The organism is Streptomyces sp. WAC00040, from assembly GCF_056835925.1.
Map to the genome: position 1 here is coordinate 1,974,445 of NZ_JAKQZE010000001.1, position 25,073 is coordinate 1,999,517.

Annotated in this window: 23 protein-coding genes, 1 tRNA gene and 1 pseudogene; 13 read left to right on the forward strand and 12 right to left on the reverse strand. The window is 69.6% G+C overall.

Translation table 11 applies throughout. The annotated features are described in order from the left end of the window. Positions 1 to 307: 307 nt before the first annotated feature. Positions 308 to 526, reverse strand: a complete 219-nt coding sequence (locus tag MDN94_RS09090) for a hypothetical protein (protein ID WP_482725367.1) — start codon at positions 524 to 526, stop codon at positions 308 to 310. 448 nt (positions 527 to 974) lie between these two features. Here MDN94_RS09090 and MDN94_RS09095 point away from each other — a divergent pair, with 448 nt between their 5' ends. Next, positions 975 to 1,919 (forward strand): SMI1/KNR4 family protein, encoded by a 945-nt coding sequence (locus MDN94_RS09095; protein ID WP_482725368.1) that lies wholly within the window; start codon positions 975 to 977, stop codon positions 1,917 to 1,919. A gap of 92 nt (positions 1,920 to 2,011) precedes the next feature. Here the strand turns inward: MDN94_RS09095 and MDN94_RS09100 are convergent, their stop codons facing one another. Continuing rightward, a complete protein-coding gene (locus MDN94_RS09100; RefSeq protein ID WP_482727121.1) occupies positions 2,012 to 2,326 on the reverse strand; it encodes a hypothetical protein in 315 nt (104 codons plus the stop codon). 66 nt (positions 2,327 to 2,392) lie between these two features. Here MDN94_RS09100 and MDN94_RS09105 point away from each other — a divergent pair. Next, positions 2,393 to 3,197 (forward strand): annotated as a pseudogene (locus MDN94_RS09105) (site-specific integrase); the annotation flags it as partial. 77 nt (positions 3,198 to 3,274) lie between these two features. Here MDN94_RS09105 and MDN94_RS09110 read toward each other — a convergent pair. The 4 genes from MDN94_RS09110 to mptB all read right to left on the reverse strand — a co-directional run bounded on the left by MDN94_RS09110 (position 3,275) and on the right by mptB (position 7,170). Continuing rightward, positions 3,275 to 3,348: transfer RNA gene (locus tag MDN94_RS09110), tRNA-Pro, on the reverse strand. Positions 3,349 to 3,526: 178 nt separating this feature from the next. Beyond that, positions 3,527 to 4,465: a metallophosphoesterase gene (locus MDN94_RS09115; RefSeq protein WP_482725369.1), complete on the reverse strand. Its 939-nt coding sequence runs from the start codon at positions 4,463 to 4,465 to the stop codon at positions 3,527 to 3,529. Positions 4,466 to 4,486: 21 nt separating this feature from the next. Beyond that, positions 4,487 to 5,710 carry a glycosyltransferase 87 family protein gene (locus MDN94_RS09120; RefSeq protein WP_482725370.1) on the reverse strand — a complete coding sequence of 408 codons (1,224 nt, stop codon included), beginning with the start codon at positions 5,708 to 5,710 and terminating at the stop codon, positions 4,487 to 4,489. Further along, a complete protein-coding gene (gene mptB, locus MDN94_RS09125) occupies positions 5,707 to 7,170 on the reverse strand; it encodes a polyprenol phosphomannose-dependent alpha 1,6 mannosyltransferase MptB (RefSeq protein ID WP_482725371.1) in 1,464 nt (487 codons plus the stop codon). The genes MDN94_RS09120 and mptB overlap by 4 nt, the downstream gene beginning before the upstream one ends. 473 nt (positions 7,171 to 7,643) lie before the next feature. On the opposite strand from mptB, the gene MDN94_RS09130 reads away from it, so the two are divergent. Next, positions 7,644 to 8,108 (forward strand): GatB/YqeY domain-containing protein, encoded by a 465-nt coding sequence (locus tag MDN94_RS09130; protein WP_482725372.1) that lies wholly within the window; start codon positions 7,644 to 7,646, stop codon positions 8,106 to 8,108. 148 nt (positions 8,109 to 8,256) lie between these two features. On the opposite strand, the gene MDN94_RS09135 is transcribed toward MDN94_RS09130, so the two are convergent. Next, positions 8,257 to 10,485, reverse strand: coding sequence for a transglycosylase domain-containing protein (locus MDN94_RS09135; RefSeq protein ID WP_482725373.1), 2,229 nt, complete (start codon positions 10,483 to 10,485; stop codon positions 8,257 to 8,259). A gap of 408 nt (positions 10,486 to 10,893) precedes the next feature. Between MDN94_RS09135 and MDN94_RS09140 the strand changes: the two genes are divergently transcribed. Then, positions 10,894 to 11,238, forward strand: coding sequence for a WhiB family transcriptional regulator (locus tag MDN94_RS09140; protein ID WP_050791514.1), 345 nt, complete (start codon positions 10,894 to 10,896; stop codon positions 11,236 to 11,238). Positions 11,239 to 11,576: 338 nt separating this feature from the next. Here MDN94_RS09140 and bagB read toward each other — a convergent pair whose 3' ends face one another. Next, on the reverse strand, positions 11,577 to 12,878 hold the full coding sequence (bagB, locus tag MDN94_RS09145; protein WP_482725374.1) for an ATPase BagB: 1,302 nt from the start codon (positions 12,876 to 12,878) through the stop codon (positions 11,577 to 11,579). After that, the gene (gene bagA, locus MDN94_RS09150) at positions 12,875 to 13,837 is read right to left on the reverse strand and encodes an ATPase BagA (RefSeq protein ID WP_482725375.1); all 963 of its coding nucleotides are present in this window, start codon (positions 13,835 to 13,837) and stop codon (positions 12,875 to 12,877) included. Before bagA ends, bagB begins: the two co-directional genes overlap by 4 nt. Before the next feature lie 96 nt (positions 13,838 to 13,933). On the opposite strand from bagA, the gene sp36 reads away from it, so the two are divergent. The 6 genes from sp36 to MDN94_RS09180 all read left to right on the forward strand — a co-directional run bounded on the left by sp36 (position 13,934) and on the right by MDN94_RS09180 (position 19,683). Next, on the forward strand, positions 13,934 to 14,095 hold the full coding sequence (gene sp36 / locus MDN94_RS09155) for a Sp36 family protein (RefSeq protein ID WP_386864757.1): 162 nt from the start codon (positions 13,934 to 13,936) through the stop codon (positions 14,093 to 14,095). Further along, entirely contained in the window at positions 14,092 to 14,562 is a 471-nt protein-coding gene (locus MDN94_RS09160) for a RidA family protein (protein WP_482725376.1), read from the forward strand. The genes sp36 and MDN94_RS09160 overlap by 4 nt, the downstream gene beginning before the upstream one ends. Before the next feature lie 260 nt (positions 14,563 to 14,822). After that, the gene (locus tag MDN94_RS09165; protein ID WP_482725377.1) at positions 14,823 to 16,937 is read left to right on the forward strand and encodes a PQQ-dependent sugar dehydrogenase; all 2,115 of its coding nucleotides are present in this window, start codon (positions 14,823 to 14,825) and stop codon (positions 16,935 to 16,937) included. A gap of 9 nt (positions 16,938 to 16,946) precedes the next feature. Next, entirely contained in the window at positions 16,947 to 17,813 is an 867-nt protein-coding gene (locus MDN94_RS09170; protein WP_482725378.1) for an NUDIX hydrolase, read from the forward strand. Further along, the gene (locus tag MDN94_RS09175; protein WP_482725379.1) at positions 17,810 to 18,646 is read left to right on the forward strand and encodes an MBL fold metallo-hydrolase; all 837 of its coding nucleotides are present in this window, start codon (positions 17,810 to 17,812) and stop codon (positions 18,644 to 18,646) included. The genes MDN94_RS09170 and MDN94_RS09175 overlap by 4 nt, the downstream gene beginning before the upstream one ends. A gap of 152 nt (positions 18,647 to 18,798) precedes the next feature. Next, positions 18,799 to 19,683, forward strand: coding sequence for a prohibitin family protein (locus MDN94_RS09180; RefSeq protein ID WP_482725380.1), 885 nt, complete (start codon positions 18,799 to 18,801; stop codon positions 19,681 to 19,683). A 106-nt stretch (positions 19,684 to 19,789) separates the two neighbouring features. Here MDN94_RS09180 and MDN94_RS09185 read toward each other — a convergent pair whose 3' ends face one another. Further along, the gene (locus tag MDN94_RS09185) at positions 19,790 to 20,464 is read right to left on the reverse strand and encodes a Crp/Fnr family transcriptional regulator (RefSeq protein ID WP_005314425.1); all 675 of its coding nucleotides are present in this window, start codon (positions 20,462 to 20,464) and stop codon (positions 19,790 to 19,792) included. 316 nt (positions 20,465 to 20,780) lie between these two features. Here MDN94_RS09185 and nth point away from each other — a divergent pair, with 316 nt between their 5' ends. The 3 genes from nth (at position 20,781) to MDN94_RS09200 (ending at position 23,719) form a co-directional block, all read left to right on the forward strand. Continuing rightward, the gene (gene nth / locus MDN94_RS09190; protein WP_482725381.1) at positions 20,781 to 21,599 is read left to right on the forward strand and encodes an endonuclease III; all 819 of its coding nucleotides are present in this window, start codon (positions 20,781 to 20,783) and stop codon (positions 21,597 to 21,599) included. A 58-nt stretch (positions 21,600 to 21,657) separates the two neighbouring features. Next, positions 21,658 to 22,395: an NUDIX hydrolase gene (locus MDN94_RS09195; RefSeq protein WP_482725382.1), complete on the forward strand. Its 738-nt coding sequence runs from the start codon at positions 21,658 to 21,660 to the stop codon at positions 22,393 to 22,395. A gap of 115 nt (positions 22,396 to 22,510) precedes the next feature. After that, a complete protein-coding gene (locus MDN94_RS09200) occupies positions 22,511 to 23,719 on the forward strand; it encodes a MarP family serine protease (RefSeq protein ID WP_482727040.1) in 1,209 nt (402 codons plus the stop codon). Positions 23,720 to 23,771: 52 nt separating this feature from the next. Here MDN94_RS09200 and MDN94_RS09205 read toward each other — a convergent pair whose 3' ends face one another. Both MDN94_RS09205 and MDN94_RS09210 read right to left on the reverse strand, forming a co-directional pair. Next, complete coding sequence (locus MDN94_RS09205) at positions 23,772 to 23,963, reverse strand: hypothetical protein (protein WP_482725383.1); 192 nt, start codon at positions 23,961 to 23,963, stop codon at positions 23,772 to 23,774. A gap of 126 nt (positions 23,964 to 24,089) precedes the next feature. Next, complete coding sequence (locus MDN94_RS09210) at positions 24,090 to 25,037, reverse strand: alpha/beta fold hydrolase (RefSeq protein WP_482725384.1); 948 nt, start codon at positions 25,035 to 25,037, stop codon at positions 24,090 to 24,092. Positions 25,038 to 25,073 lie beyond the last annotated feature (36 nt).

The following is a 25,073-nucleotide window of genomic DNA, read 5'->3' on the forward strand; positions in this document are numbered from 1 at the left end:
CGCGCGCTGGTACCCCTTCTGACCTGCGGCGGAGCTGGTAGCGCACTCGGTGCGCGGACCTGCCGTCCATGTCTCGTCCACGGCGGGGTCAGAGAGGCACAAGAGGAGTCGCCTCCGGCGACACGCCCCATGGGGTCGGCTACGCCGACGGGCTGCAACACCGCCCCCGGTGTTGCAGCCATCTTTGACGGGACAGCCCGGACACCGGCCGTCAGAGCTGTCCGGCCCATATCCGCTGGTCAGAGCCTTAACCGGACAGCCGGACAGTCCGGACACACTCTGCCAAGGCTGTCCGGAGGCATGGCAACTACGCCGCGCTGTACTCGTGCGGCCCCCCGCCCCGCCAGTCGATCAGCAGCGAATCGCTGAGGACCAGGTCGTCAGCGTCGGCTAGGCCCGCTCGCCGCAGAAACTCGATCAGGTCTCGGTCCGAGTACGCGAGCCCCAAGATCTCGCCGTCCACGCGCACGCGCCGGCCACCCGTAGGCGAGGGCGGGTAGACGATCACACATAGCGGCTCAGACATGTCTCCACCCTGCGACTGATTTCGCTTCAGAAGCACGCCGACAGCCCGGCACCGCCCGCAGCGCGTCAAGGCGCTCTGGCCCGAGCGTGGTCGAATCTTCACTACTCGATCAAGGTCCGCGCACGGTTAGAAGAGAGTGATCCCGTTCGTTGTGATCACAGCTCTGACCTGCGGCTCAGTGGCCTGACGCGGACTCCATGCAGCCTTCACCACCGTGCATCCACCGGAAGGCAGTATTCCGCGCCCCGCGCGGCTCCTCTGTGGGCTGGGACGTAGACCGGGCAAGGAACCTTGCGGATCAGCTGGCGCGAACCGCAAGCGGGTGCCGAACTTTCCCGCGGTTGCCCGCTCGATCTGGCACGGATCTGGCACGGCCGCTTCGTCCCGAACGACTTGGTAGGGAGGCAGCCCGGGGGAGTGTCGTTGGCCCGTGCTTGACTGCCTGGTCATGGACGAACAGGAGTTGCTCGCGGCCGTTCACTCTCTAGTGGCGCTGGGCCGGCGGGACCTGGTGTGCGGCCAGGTCGGTCACGGTGAGGGGCATGTGTGCCTGATGGCAGACGATGGCGTTGGCCTGCCTGCCTTCGGCAAGGTACTCAGCGGTCGGTACGGGCGGTTGCGCAACCTGGCCATGGACGGGTACGCCGATCCGACGGTAACCGAACGAACCGGAGCCCCGCTCCTCGCCCCCTTCGGGGAGCAAGTCGTCGAGATGCGCGCATGGACGCACGCCGACCGATGGATCGGCTGCGGCGTGGTCCGGGCTGGCAGCGATGTGAGGCCAGTGGTGCTGGTTGCCGAGCGGGTCATACCGCAGCCGAACGGGCTGACGGACGGGCCGATGGAGGAAGCCTCCTGGGTGGAACGTGTCGTCGCCGTCACAGGGTGGGCACGGGAGCGAGGCGACGTGGTCGATTGGGCGACGGTCGAGGCTCGGCTCGGGACGGCGCTGCCCAGTGACTACAAGGAGCTGGTGGAGCGGTTCGGATACGGCGACTTCGACGGCTATCTCGGCCTCCTGATCGCCGACGGGCCGCCCGGCAGCCAACACATTGCCGAGGTCAACGAGTTTTGGGCTCGAACGTCCAGGGCCGATGGCAGCGGTCCGTGGGAGCCGTACCGCCTGTATCCGGCTCCGGGCGGTTTGCTGCAGTGGGCGAGCACGGAACAGCGGACGTCGTTCTTTTGGCTCACCAAGGGCGTCGATCCTGACCGGTGGCCCATCCTCGTCACAGGTGAGGACTACACCGATTGGGACCGGTTCGACGGCTCGACCGCGGAGTTCATCTATCGCATGCTCACCGACCCGCTGCACCCTCACTCGACCGCTCGCTACTTCGACCGACACTGGTTCATGAGCTACGAGAGCCCAAACCAGGAAGACGACCGCTAGCACCGTCTCACACCCGCTTTAAGGCAGCGCGAGCCCCCAAGATCATGGCCCCAACGTCATGCTTTAGGGCAGCCGGTCACGGGCCGACCATCTCAGGCCAAAGCGCGAGCATTCGCGAGACGTTGGACCAGATCACGCCCCTTCTCAGTGATTGTGTAGAACTCCTGCGTGCCCCCGGCGAAGTCAATCTCGGCATTGCTCCCGTTCGGGATCAGGAGAGCCAAGCTCGGCCCCAAGCCCCGTACGAACATGCCGTCTTTGACGAGGTGCAACATCATGACGTCCGACGCTGCCGGCATGGGGATCGACTTGATGCTGGGATTCTCTGCGAAGAGGGCCAGAACCCGCCGCTCGATCTCGCCGTACCGACCGTTGATCACGCCAAGGTTGGCCTTGTACTGTTGCATTGCTTTTCGGTCGATCCGAGTACTGAGTCTGGAGCTGAAGGAGCTGGCGCCGGTCGGCGCCCCGGCAGGTGGCTCAGCAGCAAGGCCAAGACGCTCAGCACACGCACCTTGCAGGGCATCCACTCGTGCCTGAACCGTTCGGTGAAACGGGCCATGGCCCGGGACAAGGTCAAGCGCAACGTCGTGGAGCTCTGCTCCATCCCCAAAGGGCAGCCCGGCCGGCCCTCAAAGGCACTGACGCTCGCCCAGGCTGAGGCAGTACTCCGTGCCGCCGAAAGAACATCCATGCACGCGTACATCGTGCTGGCGCTGCTCACTGGAGCCCGTACCGAAGAGCTGCGGGCGCTCACGTGGGACCACGTCTTCCTGAAAGGCGAACCGGAAGCGAGTCCGCCCATCCCGCCGTACATCGCGGTCTGGCGATCGGTGCGTGCCGGCGGGGACACCAAGACGCGGAAGTCCCGCCGAACGCTCGCCCTCCCGGTCCGGTGCGTGGATGCGCTCTGGCAGCAGTTCGAGGGCCAGGGCTGGGACCGCGTGGCGGCCGGTGACGACTGGCAGGAGAACGGTCTCGTCTTCGCATCCGCCGTTGGCAAGGAGCTCGATGCCACCAACGTGCGGAGAGCGTTCCGACAGGCTCTGAGCCAGGCAGACGGACTGGATCCGAAGGAGTGGACGCCGCGGGAGCTGTCGGCACAGCTTCGTGTCGCTGCTGTCCGACAGCGGGGTCCCGCTCGAAGAGATCTCGCGCTTGGTCGGGCACTCGGGGACGGCCGTGACTGAGGAGGTCTACCGCAAGCAGATCCGGCCGGTGATCCAGACGGGCGCGGTCGCGATGGACGGCATCTTCAAGGCTGACCCGAAGCGATAGGCACTCAGTTAGACACTCACCCAACAAATCAGCGGACCTACTGAAATCAGTAGGTCCGCTGACCTGGTACTTCTCTGTCGGGGTGGCGGGATTTGAACCCACGACCTCTTCGTCCCGAACGAAGCGCGCTGCCAAGCTGCGCTACACCCCGATGCAACCGGTGTCCCGGCGACATCGATTACTTTAGCCCACCCGCGGCCGGAGGCGAAATCCGGTTTCGGCGGGCCGAGGCGCCCGGCAGCGCGGGGCCGGCGGCGACCTCAGCCGCGTGCGGTCGGCCGCCTGGGACCAGCCACGGGCGGTCAGCCGCCTGCGACCCGCCCGTCGGATCAGTCCTGGGCGGTCAGCGTCAGAAGGGTCGCTTCCGGGGGGCAGGCGAAGCGGACCGGGGTGTAGCGGTTCGTGCCGCAGCCCGCGGAGACGTGGAGGTAGGAGACCTTCCCCTCCGCCCGGTGCCTGGACAGGCCCTTGACCCGGTCGGTGTCCAGGTCGCAGTTCGTGACCAGGGCGCCGTAGAAGGGGATGCACAGCTGCCCGCCGTGGGTGTGGCCCGCCAGGATCAGGGGGTAGCCGTCGGCGGTGAAGGCGTCGAGGGCGCGGAGGTAAGGAGCGTGGACGACGGCCAGCGACAGGTCGGCGTCCTTCTCGGGGCCGCCGAGGACCTTGTCGTAACGGTCCCTCTTGATGTGCGGGTCGTCCAGGCCGGTGAAGGCGATCTTGTAGCCGTCGAGCTTCAGCCGGCCGCGGGTGTTCGTCAGGTCCACCCATCCCGCCGCGTCGAACGCGTCACGCATTCCCTCCCATGGGTTGTGGACGGCGCCGACGGCCGGGGCGTTGCCGTTGAGGCCGTGGCGGCCCTGCGCCTTTTCCATGAGGTAGCGGGCCGGGTTGCGGAGCTTCGGGCCGTAGTAGTCGTTGGAGCCGAAGACGTAGACGCCGGGGATCTCCATCAGCGGACCCAGCGCGTCCAGCACCTCCGGCACACCCTCCGGGTCGGAGAGGTTGTCGCCGGTGTTGACGACGAAGTCCGGGCGCAGCCCGGCCAGGGACTGGAGCCACGCCCGCTTCTTGCGCTGGCCGCTCACCATGTGGATGTCGGAGACCTGCAGCACCCGCAACGGCCGCATCCCACGCGGCAGCACCGGCACCGTCACCCTTCGCAGCCGGTACGAACGGGCTTCTATGCCCGCGGCGTAGACGAGGCCGGCGGCTCCGGCCGCCGTTATTCCTGCGGTGATCTTCAGGGGGAGCCCGTAGCGTGCGCGCATGTGTCCATCGTCGCAGACCCGTCAGGTACGGGGCAGTGGAGGGAGGTGCCCCCGGGACGGGCCCCGGACCGGTAGGGCGACGAGCAGTCCCAGCGCGATCCACACGTATGTGTTGCCGCCGAGGAAGCCATCGATTCCGGACGAGTCCTCGCTCCACAGCCACACGACGCTGCTCGAAAGTACGACCGGCAGCGTGACGGACGAGGTCAGCAGCCTGCGGCGGTCCGGTCCCGCGGGTGTGCCCAGGGCGGCGCCGGCGAGGACCGCGAGGGCGGGTACCAGCCACACCAGGTGGTGCACCCAGGTGACCGGGCTGATCAGACAGGCCAGTATGCCGGTCAGTGCGACCGCGGCGGCATGGTCACCGGCGGCGGTCGCCCGGCGGACCCGTACGAACCACACAGTGAGCAGTATGAGAACCCCTGCCCCCCAGATGCCGCGACTCGGCTCGTGCGGTTCGACGAGCCGGGCGAGCATTCCCTGCCAGGACTGGTTGGAGACGTACGCGAGCGAGCCGACCCGGTCGGTGTCCCAGAGCGCCTGGGTCCAGTAGACGCGGGAGGTGTCCGGCGCGATCCATGCCGCGAGCCCGGTGGCGCCGAGCGCGACGGCGATGGCTGTCGCGGCGGCGCGGGGGCGGCCGGTGAGGAGCAGGTGGCCGATGAACACGGCGGGCGTGAGCTTGATCGCGGCGGCGAGGCCGATGCCGATGCCGGCGTAACGGGAGGCGCGGCCCTCGGCCGGCAGGCACAGGTCGACGAGGACGAGCGCCAGCAGCAGCAGGTTGACCTGACCGAAGCTGACGGTGTCGCGGACCGGCTCGAGAAGGGCGAAGGCGCAGCAGGTGAGCGCCAGGGCGTACCAGGGGGTCCAGCCCCGGGCCCTGACGACCGGCCCGGCGGTCAGGCGCAGGATCACGACGGCCGCGGCGGCGTTGAGCAGCAGGGTGAGGGCGATTGCGCCGTTCCAGTGGATCAGCGTCATCGGCAGCATGGTCAGGGCGGCGAACGGCGGGTACGTGAAGCCGTATCGGCTGCCGGGCATCTGGTAGTCGTAGAGAGCGCCGCCGTCCACCCAGTGGTGCACGGCCCCGTAATAGATGCCCAGGTCGAACCAGCCGCGGTGCAGCGGCACCGTCGTGAGGAACAGCAGGACGGTGGAGGCCAGCGAGGCGACCAGGATGAGTCGTCCGCGAGTGGTGGTCGGCCACCGCCATGCGGTCTCCGTCGTACCCAGCTGTGTCATGCAGTACTCCCGATCGGTCGGCGCGCGACGCGGTCTGCGCCCCACAGAGCTGTCACCGCGAGCAGGCCGCCCCCGACGGCCAGCCCCAACTGGGCGGCATCCGGCGCGAATCCACTCGGCAGAACGACGAGGGCGAGGATGGCACTGGCCACGGCGGCCGTCCGGCGCAAAGATCTGCCGGGCCCGGCGGCCGCTATCAGGAACAGTCCCCACAGCAGGTACCACGGGCGGATCGCGGGGCCGAGGACGGCAACCGCCGTCAGGCTGAGACCGAGCGCGTGGACCGGGCGCAGCAGATGGTGGCGGCGCCAGGCGAGCAGTACGGCGACGGCGGTTGCGGCGAGGCCCAGCAGATGCCACGCCGGGCCGGCATAGCGCGCGAGGGCCGCGGGCCCGTCGCCCGCCCGTTCGAGGAGGGCGGTGGTCGTCCGGCCGAGGGTAGAAGTGAGGGACCAGTTCCCGGGGGAGACGGGGGTGTCCAGCCTCGCGAGCCACCCGTATCCCGTACCCACGGCCGCCGTGGTCACCGCTGTGGTCGCCGCGCAGACGCAGACGACGGCAGCGGCGGCCGACGTCCGCGGAGCCCGCGCCCATGACGTCTGCCGGGCCCACAGCATCACCACGGCGACGAGCCCCAGCGCCGCCGGGGCCTTGACCAGGGCCGCCAGGGTGATGAGTACGACCGCGGCCACCGGCCTGCGGCCGAGCGCCGCGACCAGTCCGACACCCAGCAGGCCCAGCATGACCGCGTCGTTGTGCGCGCCGCCGACCAGATGCAGCAGGACCAACGGGTTGAGTACGCCGAGCCAGAGAGCCACGGAAGGGTCGGTGCCGCAGTACCGGGCCAGCCGGGGCAGGCACAACGCCATGGCCGTCACACCGAGGAGTGCGACGAGCCGCATCCCGAGCACCCCGGTGGACACCTGGTCGGCGGGGAACGCGGCAGGGCCGGGGGAGTGCGCCACCGCGGCGAGGGCGAGGAAGACCGGGCCGTACGGGGCCGGCGTGTCCCGCCACAGGGGTGCGACCTCCGCCGGGAGCGGGCCGCCGAGGTGGGACGGTCCGAGGCTGTGGACATCGAGCTGCGCGTCTACCATCGCGCCCTGCGCGAGGTAGCTGTACACGTCGCGGCTGAACAACGGCGGCGCCACCACCAGCGGCGCCGCCCACAGAACCAGCGTCAGCAGCAGGTCACGGCGGCCGGGCGGCCGGGGTCCGCGCACCGCCGCCCCCAACAGCGCCCAGGCCGCTATCAGGACGACGAGCCCGAAATACGCGCAGACGAGCCCGAGTGCGGCCGGGCCGGAGCCGGGGGCGGGCATGTGCCGTACCGGCAGGGCGCCTGAACTCACGCCGCCCGCCGCGAGCGCCGTCGAACCCGTCAGCCCGAGCAGCTGACAGTGGCGGAAGTCGACGGCCCGGTCGCGGACCCGGTCGACGACGAGACGGAGGGACGGCATTTGCGCAGGCTGTCAACGGCCGGTGTCCCGCAGGCGACGCGACGGCCGCGCGCGGGCGTCGGTCGTGTGTCCGCCGCTTGACGGGACGCCGCGTTGTCGAAGGCGCATGCGGCGGCGGTGTCGCAGGCCCTGCTCGCCGCCGAAGCCGCCGACACTGGCGCGACCTCCGCCGGCCGGGTGACACCGGCGTCCGGGCCTCGCGGGGCCGGCTTCGGCGCCGCCGTGCCACGTCGGCTTCTGTCCGAGCCCTGCCGGGCCGACTCGGTCCCGGCCGTGCGATGCCGGCTTCCGGCCCGGTCGTCCGAGGGCCACGTCCGTCCCCCGTCTCTCGAACCCCGCTTCCGGCAGGGCCCCATGAGGCCGGACTCTGTGTCGGCTGAGGCCCCCGCCTCCTCCCGGTCTCGCGACGCGCCCCCCGCCCCGCCGCGAAATGCGCGGGCGAGTTCCGTCGCGCACCTGACACACTTGGCCGCATGACCACGCTCAAGTCCAAGCTGCAGGAAGACCTCACCGAGGCGATCAGGGCGCGCGACGAACTGCGCTCCTCCACGCTTCGGCTGACCCTCTCCGCGATCACCAAGGAGGAGGTTTCGGGCAAGACCGCCCGTGAACTCTCCGACGACGAGGTGCAGAAGGTGATCGCCAAGGAGGCGAAGAAGCGCCGCGAGGCCGCCGATGCCTTCGCCCAGGGCGGTCGCCCCGAGCAGGCCGAGCGCGAGAAGGCGGAGGGCGTGATCCTCGACGCGTATCTGCCGCAGCAGCTGACGGACGACGAGCTGAACCAGATCGTGGCGCAGGCCGTCGAGGAGGCCAGGTCCGCGGGCGCCGAGGGTCCGCGCGCCATGGGCGCCGTCATGAAGATCGTGAACCCGAAGGTGGCGGGCCGGGCCGAGGGCGGCCGGGTCGCCGCCGCGGTGAAGCGGCTGCTGGCCGGCTGAGAGCCGGGCCGGCGGCGCACGCCGTGACGGCAGGGCACCCGCCGAGAGCAGGGTGACCGCCCGCGACGGCGGTGGGCGCCCGCCATGAGGGCAGGAAGAAGGGGGACCCGGTCACCGGGTCCCCCTTCTTCACACTTCACGCGGGCGCCTACGGCCAGCTGCCGCCGTCAGTGCCGCCGTTGCCCTGGCCGCGGTTGTTGCCGCCGCCGATCAGGTCCGGCGGGATGGAGATGCCGGGCCACGGCTCCTCGTCACCGGGCTTGCCGTCGTCCGGCTTGCCCCGGTCCTTCTCCTTGTCCTTGTCGTCCTTCGGGACGTCCGGTATGTGCACGCCGACGAAGGGCGGAGCGGGCTCGCCGGCCAGCGCCCCCGTCATCGCGTCCTTCCAGATCGGACCCGGGACCGCGCCACCGAAGACCTTCTCGTGGTACTGGCCGCCGATGGTGATGTACTCCATCTTCACCTGCTGGCTGGCGCTGCCGACCCAGACGGCGCCTGACATGTTCGGGGTGTAGCCCACGAACCAGGCGTTCTTCCTGAAGTCGGTCGTACCGGTCTTGCCCGCGTTGTCGCGGCTCTGCAGACCGGCCTGTCGGCCGGTGCCGGAGTCGACCACTCCGCGCAGCAGGGTGTTGATCGTGTCGGCGGTCCGCTCGGACATCGCCTTGCTGCACTCGGTCTGCGGGACCTTCAGGCTCTTGCCGTCGGCCGTCTTGATCGACTCGATGGCCGTCGGCGTGCAGTAGGTCCCGCGGTTGGCGAAGGTCGCGTAGGCGTTGGCCATCACGAGGGGCGCGATACCGGTGGAGCCGAGGGTGAGCGCCGAGGGCACTTCCGGCAGCTTCGTGTTGTTGCCCTGCACCACGCCCAGCTTGCCGGTCAGCTCCGTGATCGGGCACATGCCGATCTCGCCGATCATCTGCACGAAGTAGGTGTTGACGGACAGCGCCATCGCTTCCTTGAGCGGGTACGGCCCGACCTCGGTCTCGTTCTCGTTCTCCAGCATGGTGTTGTCGGTGTTGACCCACGGCTTGCCGCTGCACGTCGACACCGACTGCGGGTAAGGCATCTTGTACGGCGACGGGTAGACCTGCGTCGGCGGCTTGCCCTGTTCCAGGGCCGCGGCGGCCAGGAACGGCTTGAAGGTCGAGCCGACCGGGAAGCCGAAGTTCGAGCCGCCCATGTCGTGGTTGACCGAGTAGTTGATCTGGGTCTCGTTCTTGCCGAAGCCGTACGGCTTGGACTGACCCATGGCGACGATCTTGCCCGTCCCGGGCTGGACGAGCGTGACCGCGGCGGCGACCTTGTCCGTCTGGTAGACGTGGTCCTTTATCGAGTTCTGCGCCGATGCCTGGGCCTGCGGGTCCAGGGTGGTCCTGATCGTCAGACCGCCCTGGTTCCAGACCTTGAGCCGGTCCTCCCTGGTCTTGCCGAAGACCGGGTCGGTCAGGAACACCTGGCGTACGTAGTCGCAGAAGAAGCCGGCGCCGTTGACGGCGGTGATGCAGCCGTTCTTGGGCTTGCTGACGTTCAGCTTGATCGGGCTGGCCTTGGCCTTGTCCGCCTCGGCCTGGGAGACGTCCCGGACGTCCGCCATGCGCTGGAGCACGATGTTGCGGCGCTTGGTCGCCTCTTCCGAGTCGTTGACCGGGTCGAAGCGGCTGGGCGACTGGACGATACCGGCGAGCAGCGCGGCCTCCTCCAGCTTCAGGTCCTTCGCCTTCTTGGAGAAGTACCGCTGGGACGCGGCCTCGACGCCGTACGCCTGCTGACCGAAGAACGTGATGTTGAGGTAGTTCTCGAGGATCTTCTTCTTGCCCAGTTCCTCTTCGACCTGGATCGCGTACTTCAGTTCGCGGATCTTCCGGCCGAGGGTCTGCTGGGTGGCCTGGGCGACCTTGTCGGGGTCGTCACCGGCCTCCTCCACGAAGACGTTCTTCACATACTGCTGGGTGAGGGTCGAGGCGCCTTCGGAGACGCCACCCGACTGCGCGTTCTTGTTCAGCGCGCGCAGCACGCCCTTGAGGTCGATCGCGCCGTGGTCGTAGAAGCGGGCGTCCTCGATCGCGACGATCGCCTTCTGCATGTACGGGGAGATGTCCTCGATCGGCACGACCGTGCGGTCACGGGAGTAGACCGTGGCGATCTGACCGCCCTCGGAGTCGAGGATCGTGGTGCGCTGACTCAGCGGCGGAGTCTTGAGGTTGGCCGGGATGGTGTCGAATCCCTCGACCGTTCCCTTGGCCGCGAGTCCCAGTGCACCGGCGGCGGGCAGGGCGATGCCCGCCAGCACCGCTCCGGCGAGCACGCTGACACCGAGGAACTTGGCGGCCTGCTGGGTCCCGGTCAGACCACCGCCCGAGCGCTTCTTTGGCATGGGGCCAGCCTACGTTCTCATTCGCCGGACACGCGTAAAGGCATTGGCCTAAGCTGCTCACAACTGTCACAGCAGTGCGGTTCTGCATCAAGCACTTGACATGATTTCCGCTGTACCCGAATCCGGCGGAGTTGTGTCCGTCAGTCATGTCCGTATTCGGCACTTGTGTTACGCGGTGCCCCTTGTGACACAACTGAACTGCCCGACTATGTCGGCTTTGTCTGGAATGCCCTCAGGTCACTCCCCTGGGTGATCTGCCGCGTACGCATAGTCCGTTCGGACCATTCAAGATTGGGCCCCAAGGGGGTGTTGCGCTGTGCCCACCTTCCGTAACGTCCTCAACTGGTAGCGGTGAATATGCCGCTGCCGCCGTGGGGGAGCCTCGATTCGGGAGAGGACGGCGCCGGCATGGGCTGGGTAACCGACTGGAGTGCGCAGGCAGCCTGCCGCACTACTGATCCGGATGAACTGTTCGTACAAGGGGCAGCGCAGAACAGGGCCAAGGCGGTGTGCACCGGATGCCCGGTGCGGACCGAATGCCTGGCCGACGCGCTCGACAACCGCGTCGAGTTCGGCGTCTGGGGCGGAATGACGGAGCGGGAGCGACGCGCATTGCTGCGCAGACGCCCCACCGTCACCTCCTGGCGCAGGCTGCTCGAGACCGCACGCACGGAATACGAGCGCAGCGCGGGGATTCTGCCCGTCGCCCTCGACGACGACGAGACCTACGAGGCGTACGCCGCGGTCGGCTAGCTGTCGGCGGTCGCGCCGGAAAGCACCGGTCGTACCGGGCGGCTGTCGGACTCGGTCTCGGCCGCGGTCGGCCTTTCGCCTGGTGGTACGGGCCGCGAGCGGCCGTCGTGGTGTCCGTGTCGGACACGGGCGTCCGAGGCATGCCTTGAGGGCGCGCGCCGGGCCGATGCGCCTCCGCCACGCGTACCGACGTGCCGAACAGCAGGTGCGGGGACGCCGGGCCATCCGGTTATGCCCCCACGCCGGACCACACGGCCAACCGGGTCCTGAAGAACCCGCGCCCGTGCTGCGGCGTCGACTCACCCACGAGCTATGCGCGAGCCGTGCGCTCAGCGCGGCTACGCCGCCCCGGCCGGGGCGCGACCCCCCATGGCGAGGCGGTCGCCGATGGCGCGCAGGCCGGCGAGATCGTGCACATCGCCCGGGAGGGCCGGGACCTCGGCCACCGGAACCTCCGGGTGGAGCGCGGTAAAACGGTCACGTGTGCGCTGCTCGCGAGCAAGCACCTGCATGCGCTCGGCATGCAGACGAAGCAGACCGGCAGTCATCTCCTGCGTGGTCTGCGTCCGGGAACTCTTCGACTCTGCGGGTTCTTCGGCGACTTGCGGGTGGGCTTCGGGGGAGTGGCCCGCGGACGGGGATTCGGGAGAGAGGGCCGCGGCGTCACGAACACCAGTCTTCCCGTGCCCCTGATCCACAATGCCGCCCTCATCAAGATTTTCCGCGGCCGCGAGCGCCCGCTCCGCCGACAGCCGCGCGGCGCCGCTGACGTGCACCCGGTTGAGGACCAGGCCGGCGAGCGGCATGTCCTCCTCCGCCAGCCGTTCCACGAAGTACGCCGCCTCCCGCAGCGCGTCACGCTCGGGTGCCGCGACCACCATGAACGCCGTCCCCGGGGCCTGCAGCAGCCGGTACGTCGCGTCGGCGCGGGTGCGGAACCCGCCGAACATCGTGTCCATCGCGGCCACGAACGTCTGCACGTCCCGTAGCAGTTGGCCGCCGAGCAGCTTCCCGAGGGTGCCCGTCATCATCGACATGCCGACGTTGAGGAACTTCATCCCCGCCCGGCCGCCCATCTTCGCCGGAGCCATCAGCAGCTTGATGAATTTCCCGTCGAGGAACGACCCCAGGCGCTTCGGCGCGTCGAGGAAGTCCAGCGCGGAGCGCGAGGGCGGGGTGTCCACGATGATCAGGTCCCACTCGTCCCGCGCCCGCAGCTGGCCCAACTTCTCCATGGCCATGTACTCCTGCGTGCCGGCGAAACCGGCGGACAGGGACTGGTAGAAGGGGTTCTCCAGGATGGCGCGGGCCCGGTCCGCATCTGCGTGCGACTCGACGATCTCGTCGAAGGTCCGCTTCATGTCGAGCATCATGGCGTGCAACTCCCCGCCGCCGTCGATGCCCTCGACCCGGCGCGGAGTGTTGTCGAGCGAGTCGATGCCCATGGACTGCGCGAGCCGCCGGGCCGGGTCGATGGTGAGGACGACCACCTTGCGGCCGCGCTCCGCGGCCCGTACCCCCAGCGCCGCGGCCGTCGTCGTCTTACCGACGCCGCCGGCGCCGCAGCACACGATGATCCGGGTGGCGGGGTCGTCGATGAGCGGGTCGACCTCCAGCCGGGCCGATGAGTCCAGGGTCATGAGCCGGCCCCTTGCTTGCGCAGTTCCTTCGCCAGTTGGTAGAGCCCTGCCAGGTCGACTCCCTCGCTCAGCATGGGGAGTTCGTAGGCGCCCAGCTCCAGGGCGTTGAGCGCCTTGCGCTGCTCGCGCTCCAGCTCCACACGCTGCGCGTGTTCGGCCGCCTGTTCCAGCAGCGGGGTGACGAGCCCCGCGGCGCCGGTCACTCCCGCGGCCTTGAGCGCGTCGGTGATGGCGGCGCGCCGGCCGTTCGCCGCGTCGTGCACGGCATCCTCGTCGAGGAGGTGCGGCCGGACCATGTTCACGATGGCGTTGCCCACCGGCAGGTCGGCGGCGCGCAGCTCTGCGACACCGTCGGCCGTTTCCTGGACCGGCATCTCCTCGAGCAGGGTGACCAGGTGGACGGCCGTCTCGGGAGACTTGAGGACCCGCATCACCGCCTGCGCCTGATTGTGTATCGGGCCGATCCGGGCCAGGCCCGCCACCTCGTCGTTGACGTTCAGGAAGCGGGTGATGCGGCCGGTGGGCGGCGCGTCCATGACCACGTAGTCGTAGACGTACCGCCCCTGTCTGTCCCGGCGGCGCACGGCCTCGCAGGCCTTGCCCGTCAGCAGCACGTCCCGGACGCCCGGGGCGATGGTCGTCGCGAAGTCGATCGCGCCGATCTTTTTCAGGGCGCGGCCCGCGCTGCCGAGTTTGTAGAACATCTGGAGGTAGTCGAGGAGGGCACGCTCGGCATCGATGGCGAGCGCGAACACCTCACCGCCGCCGGAGGCGACGGCGATCTTGCGCTCCTCGTAAGGAAGGGCCTCCGTCTCGAACAGCTGGGCAATGCCCTGCCTGCCCTCGACCTCGACGAGAAGAGTCCGCTTTCCCTCTGTCGCGAGGGCGAGCGCGAGGGCAGCGGCCACCGTGGTCTTACCGGTACCGCCCTTGCCGCTGACGACCTGGAGCCTGCTCACGTATTCGAGCCTAACCAGTCGGACCCCGCCCTACGCACGAGGCTGCCTGCGGCCTGTGTCACGGACCGGATGGAGGGTGCGGCTACAGTCGGCTCCATGACCAAGTGGGAATACGCGACCGTGCCGCTTCTCGTGCACGCGACGAAGCAGATTTTGGACACCTGGGGCGAGGACGGCTGGGAGCTGGTCCAGGTCGTGCCCGGGCCGAACAACCCCGAGCAGCTCGTGGCCTATCTGAAGCGGGAGAGGTCCTCGTGAGCGGCGTGGTCGACGCCAGGCTCGCCGAACTGGGGCTGACGCTGCCCGAGGTCGTTCCGCCGCTCGCCGCCTACCAGCCCGCCGTCGTGTCCGGGGCGTACGTCTACACCGCGGGGCAGCTCCCGATGGTGGAGGGCAAGCTGCCGGTCACCGGCAAGGTGGGTGCGGAGGTGACCCCGGAGGAGGCCAAGGAACTGGCGCGCACCTGCGCGCTGAACGCCCTGGCCGCCGTGAAGTCGGTCATCGGTGACCTGGACCGGATCGCGCGGGTCGTGAAGGTCGTCGGCTTCGTCGCCTCGGCGTCGGACTTCACCGGGCAGCCGGCCGTTCTCAACGGAGCGAGCGAGCTGCTGGGCGAGGTGCTCGGCGACAAGGGCGTGCACGCCCGCAGCGCGGTGGGTGTCGCGGTGCTGCCGCTGGACGCTCCCGTCGAGGTCGAGATCCAGGTGGAGCTCGTCCAGGGCTGAGCCCGGCCGACACCCCAGCCAGTACATGTACGGCCCCGTGCCCCCGGATTCCCGGCGGGCACGGGGCCGTTGCCGTTCCGCCGGTGCGTCGATCCTCCCGCGCCGGTCTTGACGAGGACGAGTCGGTGGGTGTGCCCTGTCTTTGGCGTCCAAGGTTAGGAACCCTTCCTATCGATGTGAACGCTCTCGTGGAACCGGCGAACAGTCCGCACTCACCTCCTCCATCCCCTCGTCCCCCCGAACGAAAGTGGGAGGAAACAGTGGCACCCACCCCCCGCCCACGGGCCGCCCTCGGCGTTCTCGTGGCCGCCGCGACCGCGGCGTTATCCGTTGCGGCACCACCCCTCGCGGGCACGGCAACCGCCCCCGTCGCGTACGAGGCCGAAGCGGCCAAGGTCTCCCAAGGCGCGGTCGACTCCGACCACGCAGGTCACTCCGGCACCGGCTACGTGAACTTCCGGCCGGTGACGGGCGCCTACGTCGAGTTCACCGTCGCATCCGACCGGACCACCGACGCGACCCTCGAATTCCGGTACGCCAACGGCACGTCCGCGAACCGCCCCCTCGACATCCGGGTCAACGGCACGCTCGTCGCCGACGACCGCGCCTTCCCCGCCACCGGCGCCTGGACCACCTGGCGGACCGTCACCGCGAATGCCGCCCTCAAAGTGGGCGACAACACGGTCCGGGTCACCACCGCGGCGTCCGACGGGCCCAATCTGGACAAGCTCACCGTCACGGCGAACGGCCCCGCCGACACGCAGAAACCGACGGCCCCCGCCAACCTGCGCAAGGACAAGGAGCCCACAGCGACGAGCGTCTCGCTCGCCTGGGACGCCGCCTCCGACGACACGGCCGTCGTCGGCTACGACGTCTACCAGCACGGCCAGTTGATGAAGCAGGTCGGCGGGACCACCCTCGCGGCCACCGTCGACGGGCTCGACCCGGAAACGGCCTACGACTGGACGGTCTTCGCCCGTGACGCCGCCGGCAACGTCTCCGCCGCCAGCAACGCCGTCACCGTCTCCACCCTGCCTGCCCCGCCCGACACACAGGCCCCCAGCGTGCCCGGTGGCCTGCGCTCCACCAGCGCGGGCGCGACCGGCGTCGACCTCGTGTGGACCGCGTCCACGGACGACACGGGCGTCGCCGGATACGAGATCCACCGCGACGGGGCCGCAGCCGCTACCGCCGACGCCACCTCCGCGACCGTCGGCGGTCTGACCCCGGACACGTCGTACCGCTTCAAGGTCAGGGCCTTCGACCGCAAGGGCAACAGGTCCGCCTTCAGCCCCGAGATCACCGTCAGGACCGGTGGCGCGATCCCCGGCGGCACTCCCGACCCTGGCACGGTCTCCACCCTGGCCGGCGGCGTGGACGTCGCCTGGGGGCTCGGTTTCCTGCCGGACGGCACGGGCGTCTTCACCGAGCGGAACACCTTCAATGTCTACACGCTCTCCAAGACCGGTCGGAAGACGTTCGTCGGCAAGGTCCCCGAGTCGCAGACCACCGGCGGTGAGGGAGGCCTGATGGGCCTCGAGGTCAGTCCGGACTTCGCCACCGACCGCCTGCTGTACTTCCTGCACACCGCGGGCGACGGCAACCGCATCGCTCGCATGAAGCTCGAGAACAACAGCCTCAGCGGCTACACCGTGCTGCTCGCAGGCATGGAGAAGAGCCGCTTCCACAACGGCGGCAGGCTGCGCTTCGGCCCCGACGGGAAGCTGTACGCCGCCATGGGCGACGCCCAGAGCTCCAGCAAGGCCCAGGACCAGAACTCCCTCAACGGCAAGATCCTCCGGATCGACCGCGACGGTTCGATTCCCGCGGACAACCCCTTCGGCAACGCCGTCTGGTCCCTGGGACACCGCAACCCGCAGGGCCTCGACTTCGACTCGCAGGGCCGCCTCTGGCAGGCCGAGTTCGGCAACAGCGTCATGGACGAGGTCAATCTGATCCGCAAGGGCGGCAACTACGGCTGGCCAGCCTGCGAGGGCACCAGCGGCAGCTGCTCCGGCTACCTCGCGCCGAAGAAGACCTGGCCGACGGCTCAGGCCTCGCCCAGCGGCCTGACGATCATCAACGACCACGTCTTCGTCGCCACGACCAGGGGCGAACGCGTCTACCGGATGCGCATCGACACGAGCAGCAACCTGGTGGAGCAGAAGATCTACTTCCAGGGCACCTACGACCGGCTGCGCACCGTCGAGGTCGACCACCAGGGCGACATCTGGCTCACCACGTCGACCGACAAGGACGGCGTGAACGGAAACGACAGGATCCTGCGGATCGACATCGTGTACTCGGGCACAGGAGCCGCCCGCGTGACCGGCCGCGGGAAGGAGACTCTCGAACATCGGCGCGGAAGCGCATAGCATCCGCCCATGTCCAATGGTCAGTGGTACCCGCCGGAATGGCCCGACCGTATCCGCGCACTCGCCGCCGGTGAGCTCACCGCCGTGGTTCCCAAGCGGGCCGCCACGGTGATGCTGCTGCGGGACACCCCCGACGGTACCGCTGTCCACATGCTGCGACGACGCGCCTCCATGGCCTTCGCCGGAGGCGCGTACGCGTACCCGGGCGGCGGTGTGGACCCGAGGGACGACCGGCCGGTGCGCTGGGCCGGCCCCTCCCTGGACGTCTGGGCGGAGCGCCTCGGAGTCGACGACACGGCGTCCGCGCAGGCCATCGTGTGCGCCGCGGTGCGGGAGACCTTCGAGGAGGCGGGCATCCTGCTGGCCGGCCCCACTCCCGACACCGTCGTCGGGGACACGACGGGCGACGACTGGGAGGCGGACCGGCAGGCACTGGTCAACCGCGGCCTGTCCTTCGCGGACTTCATCGACCGCCGGGGCCTCGTGCTGCGGTCCGACCTGCTGGGCGCGTGGGCTCGCTGGATCACGCCGGAGTTCGAGCCGCGCCGCTACGACACCTGGTTCTTCGTGGCCGCCCTGCCCGAGGGCCAGCGCGCCCGCAATGTGTCGACCGAGGCGGAGTCGACGGTCTGGATCAGCCCAGCCGACGCCACGGACGGGTACGACAAGGGTGAGCTGCTGATGATGCCGCCGACGGTCGCGACGCTGCGGACGCTCCAGGCGTTCCGTACGTCCGCCGAGGCGCTGGCGGCGGCGGCGAGCCAGGACATGACCCCGGTGCTGGCCGAGGCCCGGCTCGAGAACGGCGAGGTCGTCCTCAGCTGGCCGGGGCACGAGGAGTTCACCAAGCACGTCTCCACGGGAGGTCCGCGATGACCGACGCAGCCACTCTGCCGGGGCAGCCCCGCGGCGGTGTGCTGTCCGGGCCGGCCACCGCCCGTGCCGTCAACGTCCTCGCGCCGAACGCGTCCGCCATGACCCTCGACGGGACCAACACCTGGATCGTCTCCGAGCCGGACTCCGAGCTCGCGGTCGTCGTCGATCCCGGACCGCTCCACGACACGCACCTGCGGGCCGTCATCGCCACGGCGGAACGCGCGGGCAAGCGGATCGCCCTCACCCTGCTCACCCACGGCCATCCCGACCACGCCGAGGGCGCCTCCCGTTTCGCCGAACTGACCGGTACGAACGTCCGGGCCCTCGACCCGGCGCTGCGGCTCGGTGACGAGGGGCTCGCCCCCGGTGACGTGATCACCACGGGCGGCCTGGAGATGAGGGTCGTCCCCACCCCGGGGCACACCGCGGACTCCCTCTGCTTCCACCTGCCCGCCGACCGGGCCGTACTGACCGGTGACACGATCCTCGGCCGCGGCACGACGGTCGTCGCGCACCCGGAGGGACGGCTCGGCGACTACCTCGACTCCCTGCGGCGGCTGCGCTCGCTCACCGTCGACGACGGCATCCACACCGTGCTGCCGGGCCACGGGCCGGTTCTCGACGACGCCCAGGGTGCGGTCGAGTACTACCTCGCGCACCGCGCGACCCGGCTCGCCCAGGTGGAGACGGCAGTCGAGGACGGCTGGACCACCGCCTCCGAGGTGGTCGCCCAGGTGTACGCGGACGTGGACAGGTCGCTGTGGCCCGCCGCGGAGCTCTCCGTGCGCGCACAGATGGAGTACCTGCGGGAACACGGGCTGATCGGCCCCTGACAGCCGGGCGGGTGCCGCTCTGCGGAGCGGCCGTACCGGCCCTTCGCGCGGTCCTCGGCACGGACGGAACCGGCCGGCCGTCCTCCGGCGTCGTGGTGCGAGCGATGCTTTACGCTCCGCTTACTTGCGGCATTCGTTCCCGGGGGGAAACCGTGTTCGTACTCTTCGTCATCCTCGTCATCGCCGCGGCGGTGATGTACCTCGTCGCCAGAGGCGGCGACAACAAGGGACTCAAGCTCGGCGCCGTGGGCGCGCTCATCGCCGGCCTCTTCTCGGGCATAGCCAGCTGTGTCCACGTCATCAGCGCCTACGAGGTCGGTGTGCCCGTCACCTTCGGCAAGGTCGGCGCACCCATGAACTCGGGCATGAACATCACGTCGCCGTTCACCAACGTCACCACCTTCTCCACCCGCCCCGTGGACCTCAACCTCTCCGACAAGGACGTGGTCGAGGTGCGCTCCTCGCAAGGTGGCGTGATGTACGTGGAGGTCACCGTGAAGTGGGCGGTCACCCCGGCGAAGGCGGTCGAGCTGTACCGGCTCGCGGGCAGCGAGGACGCCATCCAGCAGCGCCTGGTCTTCCCCGACAGCCGGGAGATCATCCGTAACGTCTTCGCCCGTCACACGAGCGAGGAGGGCTACACCTCCGCGCGCGAGAAGATCAACGCGGAGATCGGCGACCTGATCAAGGAGCGCCTGGCGCCCCGCGGGATCGCCGTCACCACCGTCAACCTGCGCAATGTGCGGCCGTCCGAGCAGTTGCAGGAGCAGATCGACCGCAAGATCCAGCAGCAGCAGGCCACCGAGCGGGCGACGGAGGCGGCGCGGACCGCCACTGCGGAGGCCGAGCGCCGCCGGATCGAGGCCGAGGGCATCGCCAAGGCCAACAAGATCCTCAACGACTCGCTCAGTGACAGGGTGCTCGCCAACCAGTGCATCGAGGCCTTCAAGGAGGCGGCGGCGAAGAACCCGGTGTACGCGGTTCCGTGCGGCACCGGCACGGGGAATCCGTTGATCGTGGACGGCAGCAAGAGGTGAGCAGCAAGGGCTGAGCAGCGCACGAGGGCCGCCCGCATGGTGCGGGCGGCCCCTCGTGCATGTGCTCGGTTCGCGGTCGGCGCGGGTGAGCCCGGCGGTCCGTGGCTCAGCGGGAGCGCTTGGCCAGCCGCTCGACGTCCAGCAGGATCACCGCACGGGCCTCCAGCCGCAGCCAGCCGCGCTGTGCGAAGTCGGCCAGCGCCTTGTTCACGGTCTCGCGGGAGGCGCCGACAAGCTGGGCCAGCTCCTCCTGGGTGAGGTCGTGGACGACGTGGATGCCCTCCTCCGACTGCACGCCGAAGCGGCGTGACAGGTCGAGGAGCGCACGGGCGACACGGCCCGGCACGTCCGAGAAGACCAGGTCGGACATCTGGTCGTTGGTCTTGCGGAGCCGACGGGCGACCGCGCGCAGCAGTGCCGTCGCCACCTCGGGCCGGACGTTCAGCCAGGGCTGGAGGTCGCCGTGGCCGAGGCCGAGGAGCTTGACCTCGGTGAGGGCGGTGGCGGTCGCGGTGCGCGGCCCGGGGTCGAAGAGGGACAGCTCGCCGATCAGCTCGCCGGGGCCGAGGACCGCCAGCATGTTCTCGCGGCCGTCGGGGGAGGTGCGATGCAGCTTGACCTTGCCTTCGGTGACCACGTAGAGGCGGTCGCCCGGTTCGCCCTCGTGGAAGAGCGCGTCGCCGCGGGCGAGCGTCGCTTCACTCATCGAGGCGCGGAGCTCCGCGGCCTGCTCGTCATCGAGCGCCGCGAAGAGCGGGGCGCGCCGCAGAACGTCGTCCACGAGTTCTCTCCTTGTCGACCTGCTCAGGGGACGTTGGTCCCATGATGCCGGACTGTGCTGTGCCGGCCCGGGGACACTGTGCCCCCGTGGGGCACCACCGGGGAACGGACCCCGGTAGTAAACAATCGTGCGATCAATCACAACAAGTTTGACGTACCGGCGCGTCTCTCCCTACGGCAGGGGCCCGATCGGGGCCGGATTACTGGGGACCGGGGCGGATGTCGGTGGGGGCCTTTAGGCTGGCCGGGTGTCCAATTCGCCGGTGAGAGCACAGGCCGAGGGGGCTGGCAGCGTGTCCGGTAAGCAGAATTCCGCCGTGGGCGAACAGCAGTCGCCCAGCTCCGGCAAAAGGAAGAAAACGCCCAAACCGGAAACGCGACTGGCCATGGTCCGGCGTGCCCGCCGCATCAATCGCGAGCTCGCCGAGGTCTATCCGTACGCCCATCCGGAGCTCGACTTCGAGAACGCCTTCCAGCTGCTGATCGCCACGGTCCTGTCCGCACAGACCACCGACCTCCGGGTCAACCAGACCACCCCCGCGCTCTTCGCCAAGTACCCCACGCCGGAGGATCTGGCGGCGGCGCAGCCGGAGGAGGTCGAGGAGCTCATCCGCCCGACGGGCTTCTTCCGCGCCAAGACCAAATCGATCATGGGCCTCTCTGCCGCCGTCCGGGACAACTTCGGCGGCGAGGTCCCCGGCCGGCTTGAGGACCTGGTCGCCCTGCCCGGCGTGGGCCGCAAGACCGCGTTCGTGGTCCTCGGCAACGCCTTCGGCGTCCCGGGTATCACCGTGGACACCCACTTCATGCGCCTCGCCCGGCGCTGGAAGTGGACCGATCAGGACGATCCGGTGAAGATCGAGGCCGAGATCGCCACGATCTTCCCCAAGAGCGAGTGGACGATGCTCTCGCACCGGGTGATCTTCCACGGCCGCCGTGTCTGCCACTCACGCCGGCCCGCCTGCGGCGCCTGTCCCATCACGCACCTCTGCCCGGCCTATGGGGAGGGCGAGACCGACCCCGAGAAGGCAAGGAAACTCCTGAAGTACGAGATGGGCGGCCGGCCCGGCCAGCGCCTCAAGCCGCCCCCTGACTATCCCGGAGAGCCGGCACCCGCCATGGGCCCGATCGAGTGACGTCACCGCCGACGGAACGAACGAGGCCCTCCGGCACGTTGCCCGTGAGGGGGTGCCGATGACACGCACAGGAGAAGACACGTACCAGCGGTTCGAGCAGCACGACGACGGCAAGGTGGTCGTGGACGGTGACGTGGTCGTCACCACCGAAGGGCTGCCCGACTGGCTCGGGCCCGTCGTCCGCGCGGCGGAAACCGTCGAGCCCCACCAGCTCAGCCGGTTCCTTCCGCCGGAGAGCGGCCACGGCCGCCAGTCCGCCGTCCTCGTGCTCTTCGGCGAGGGGGCCCGGGGCCCGGAGCTGCTGCTCATGGAGCGGGCGGGAACCCTTCGCTCGCACGCCGGGCAGCCCTCCTTCCCCGGCGGCGCGCTGGACCCGGAGGACGGCGACCCGGCGACCACGGGCCCGCTGCGCGCCGCGCTGCGGGAGGCCGAGGAGGAGACCGGGCTCGACCCCACAGGGGTGCAGACCTTCGGCGTGCTGCCCAAGCTCTACATTCCGGTGAGCAGTTTCGTCGTCACGCCCGTACTGGGATGGTGGCGCACCCCGAGCCCGGTCGGAGCGGTCGATCCCGCCGAGACCGCGCGGGTCTTCACCGTGCCCGTGGCAGATCTCACGGACCCGGCCAACCGTGCGACGGCCGTGCACCCGCGCGGTCACGCAGGGCCCGCTTTCACGGTCGAAGGCGCTCTGGTCTGGGGTTTCACGGCCGGAGTCATCGACCGGATCCTGCACTTCGCAGGCTGGGAGCGACCATGGGACCGCACCAAGGAGGTCCCGCTCGACTGGCACGCATGACAGGCTGACCCAGTGATGCGCTCCCGGCGGGGGCGTCACGTCCGAAGCGGCAGTGCGCCGTGGCCACACCCCAGCCGGACAGAGCACCGGCGACGACACTGCGAGGCAAATGACGGTGAACGTGCTGGACATCCTGTTGCTGGTCGCCGCCGTGTGGTTCGCGATCGTCGGCTATCGCCAGGGCTTCGTCGTCGGCATCCTCTCGGTGATCGGCTTTCTCGGCGGCGGACTCGTCGCGGTCTATCTGCTCCCGGTGATCTGGGGCGCACTGACCGATGACTCCGAAGTGTCCACCACCGCCGCGATAGTCGCCGTCGTCATCGTGATCGTCTGCGCCTCCGTCGGCCAGGCCTTCACCACCCACCTCGGCAACAAACTGCGCCGGTTCATCACCTGGTCGCCCGCCCGCGCGCTGGACGCCACCGGCGGCGCCCTGGTCAACGTCGTGGCGATGCTCCTGGTCGCCTGGCTGATCGGCTCGGCGCTCGCCGGCACTTCACTGCCCACCCTGGGCAAGGAGGTGCGCAATTCGAAGGTGCTGCTCGGGGTGTCCCGTGTGATGCCCGATCAGGCGAACACGTGGTTCACGGACTTCTCGTCCGTGCTCGCCCAGAACGGCTTCCCGCAGGTCTTCAGCCCGTTCGCCAACGAGCCCATCACCGAGGTCCAGGCGCCCGACCCGGCCCTCGTAGGCAGCCCCGTGGCAGCGCGTGCGAAGCAGTCCATCGTCAAGGTCGTCGGCACGGCCCCGGGCTGCGGCAAGGTCCTCGAAGGCACCGGCTTCGTCTTCGACGAACGCCGTGTGATGACCAACGCCCACGTCGTCGGAGGTGTCGACGAACCGACCGTGCAGATCGGGGGGGAGGGCCGCCTCTACGACGCCAAGGTCGTCCTCTACGACTGGGAGCGCGACATCGCCGTCCTGGACGTGCCCGACCTCAAGGCCCGCCCCTTGGAGTTCGCCGACTTCGAGGAGGGCGACGCCCGCAGCGGCGACAGCGCGATCGTCGCGGGCTTCCCGGAGAACGGCTCGTACGACGTCCGCTCCGCCCGCGTCCGCGGCCGCATCAACGCCAACGGCCCCGACATCTACCACCGGGGCACCGTCCGCCGCGACGTGTACTCACTGTTCGCGACCGTGCGTCAGGGCAACTCCGGCGGCCCGCTGCTCACGACGGACGGCAAGGTCTACGGCGTCATCTTCGCCAGGTCTCTCGATGACGCCGACACCGGTTACGCCCTGACGGCCGACGAGATCCGCGAGGACATCAGCCTCGGCCGCACCGCCAACCAACAGGTCGACAGCCAGGGCTGCGCCCTGTAGGGGGCAGAGGAAAGGGAGCGGATGCCCGCGGACATGCCCAGCTGCGTGGCGGTCAGTCCCGGGGATGGTGTCGCAGGCGCGCGGACACCCAGCGTGCACGGCGCTTCAGGATGAGGGGGATCCCCATCCCCTGGCCCGGAGGGGCGTGGTCCTCGCTGGGAAGTCCACCTGTCTCGTGGATGATCGGCCTGCCGGCCGAGCGGCGGTTGCGTGCTGCGTCACCGTAGTCGTGCGTCAAGCCCATACCGGGACGTGTGCCCGTGCCCCATGGTCGGTAACCGTCCGGTGGGCCGCCAATTGGCCTATGCGGCAGGCATGTGGCTGTTCGCAGCACAACCGTTCTCGCGGTGTACGACTTCGCCCTGCGGGCCTAGCGGTCGGGCTCCGGGTCCTTGAGCCAGCTGATCAGCTCGTTCGAGAACGCCACCGGATCCTCTTCGTGCGGGAAGTGGCCGAGGCCGTCGAACAGCCGCCACCGGTACGGCGCTTCGACGTACTCGCCGGAACCGGCCGCACTCCGCGTCCGCATCGCCGGATCGAGGGAACCGTGCAGATGCAGGGTGGGAACCCGTACCGGACGCTTCATCCTGCGGTTGAACTGGATCCCGTCGGGCCGGGCCAGCGACCGCACCATCCACCGGTAGGGCTCGATCGAGCAGTGCGCCGTCGACGGGATGCACATGGCCCGGCGGTAGACGTCGACGGCCCCGTCCTCGAGCGGCCTCGGGCCGGTCCAGCTTTCGAGCAGCTCACCGACCAAGGCGGCGTCGTCCGCCACCAGTTGCCGCTCCGGGATCCACGGACGCTGGAAGCCCCACACGTAGGAACCCGCGCGGCTCTGCGCGAAGTCGGACAGCATCGCCGAGCGCCAGCGCCGGGGATGCGGCATCGAGGAGACCGCGAGCCGGCGCACCAGCTTCGGCCGCATCACCGCGGCCGTCCACGCCAGATAGCCGCCGAGGTCGTGCCCCACCAGCGCCGCGTCCGGCTCACCCAGCGACCGCACGACACCCGTGATGTCGAGCGCCAAGTTGGCGGGGTCGTAGCCCCGGGGCGTCCGGTCGCTGCCCCCGACGCCGCGCAGGTCCATCGCCACGGCCCGGTATCCCGCGTCGGCGAGCGCCGTCAGCTGGTGCCGCCATGTCCACCAGAACTGCGGAAAGCCGTGCAGCAGCATTACCAGCGGTCCGTCGCCCATCTCGGCGATATGGAAGCGGGCACCGTTGGCGGCCACGTCGCGGTGGGTCCAGGGACCGTCGAGGCGTACGGGGCTACCGAGTGCGGCGGGACTGCCGGGGCCGGAATCTGGGACCGTCATGCTGATGAGCGTCCCACAACGCGGCACACCGCGTTC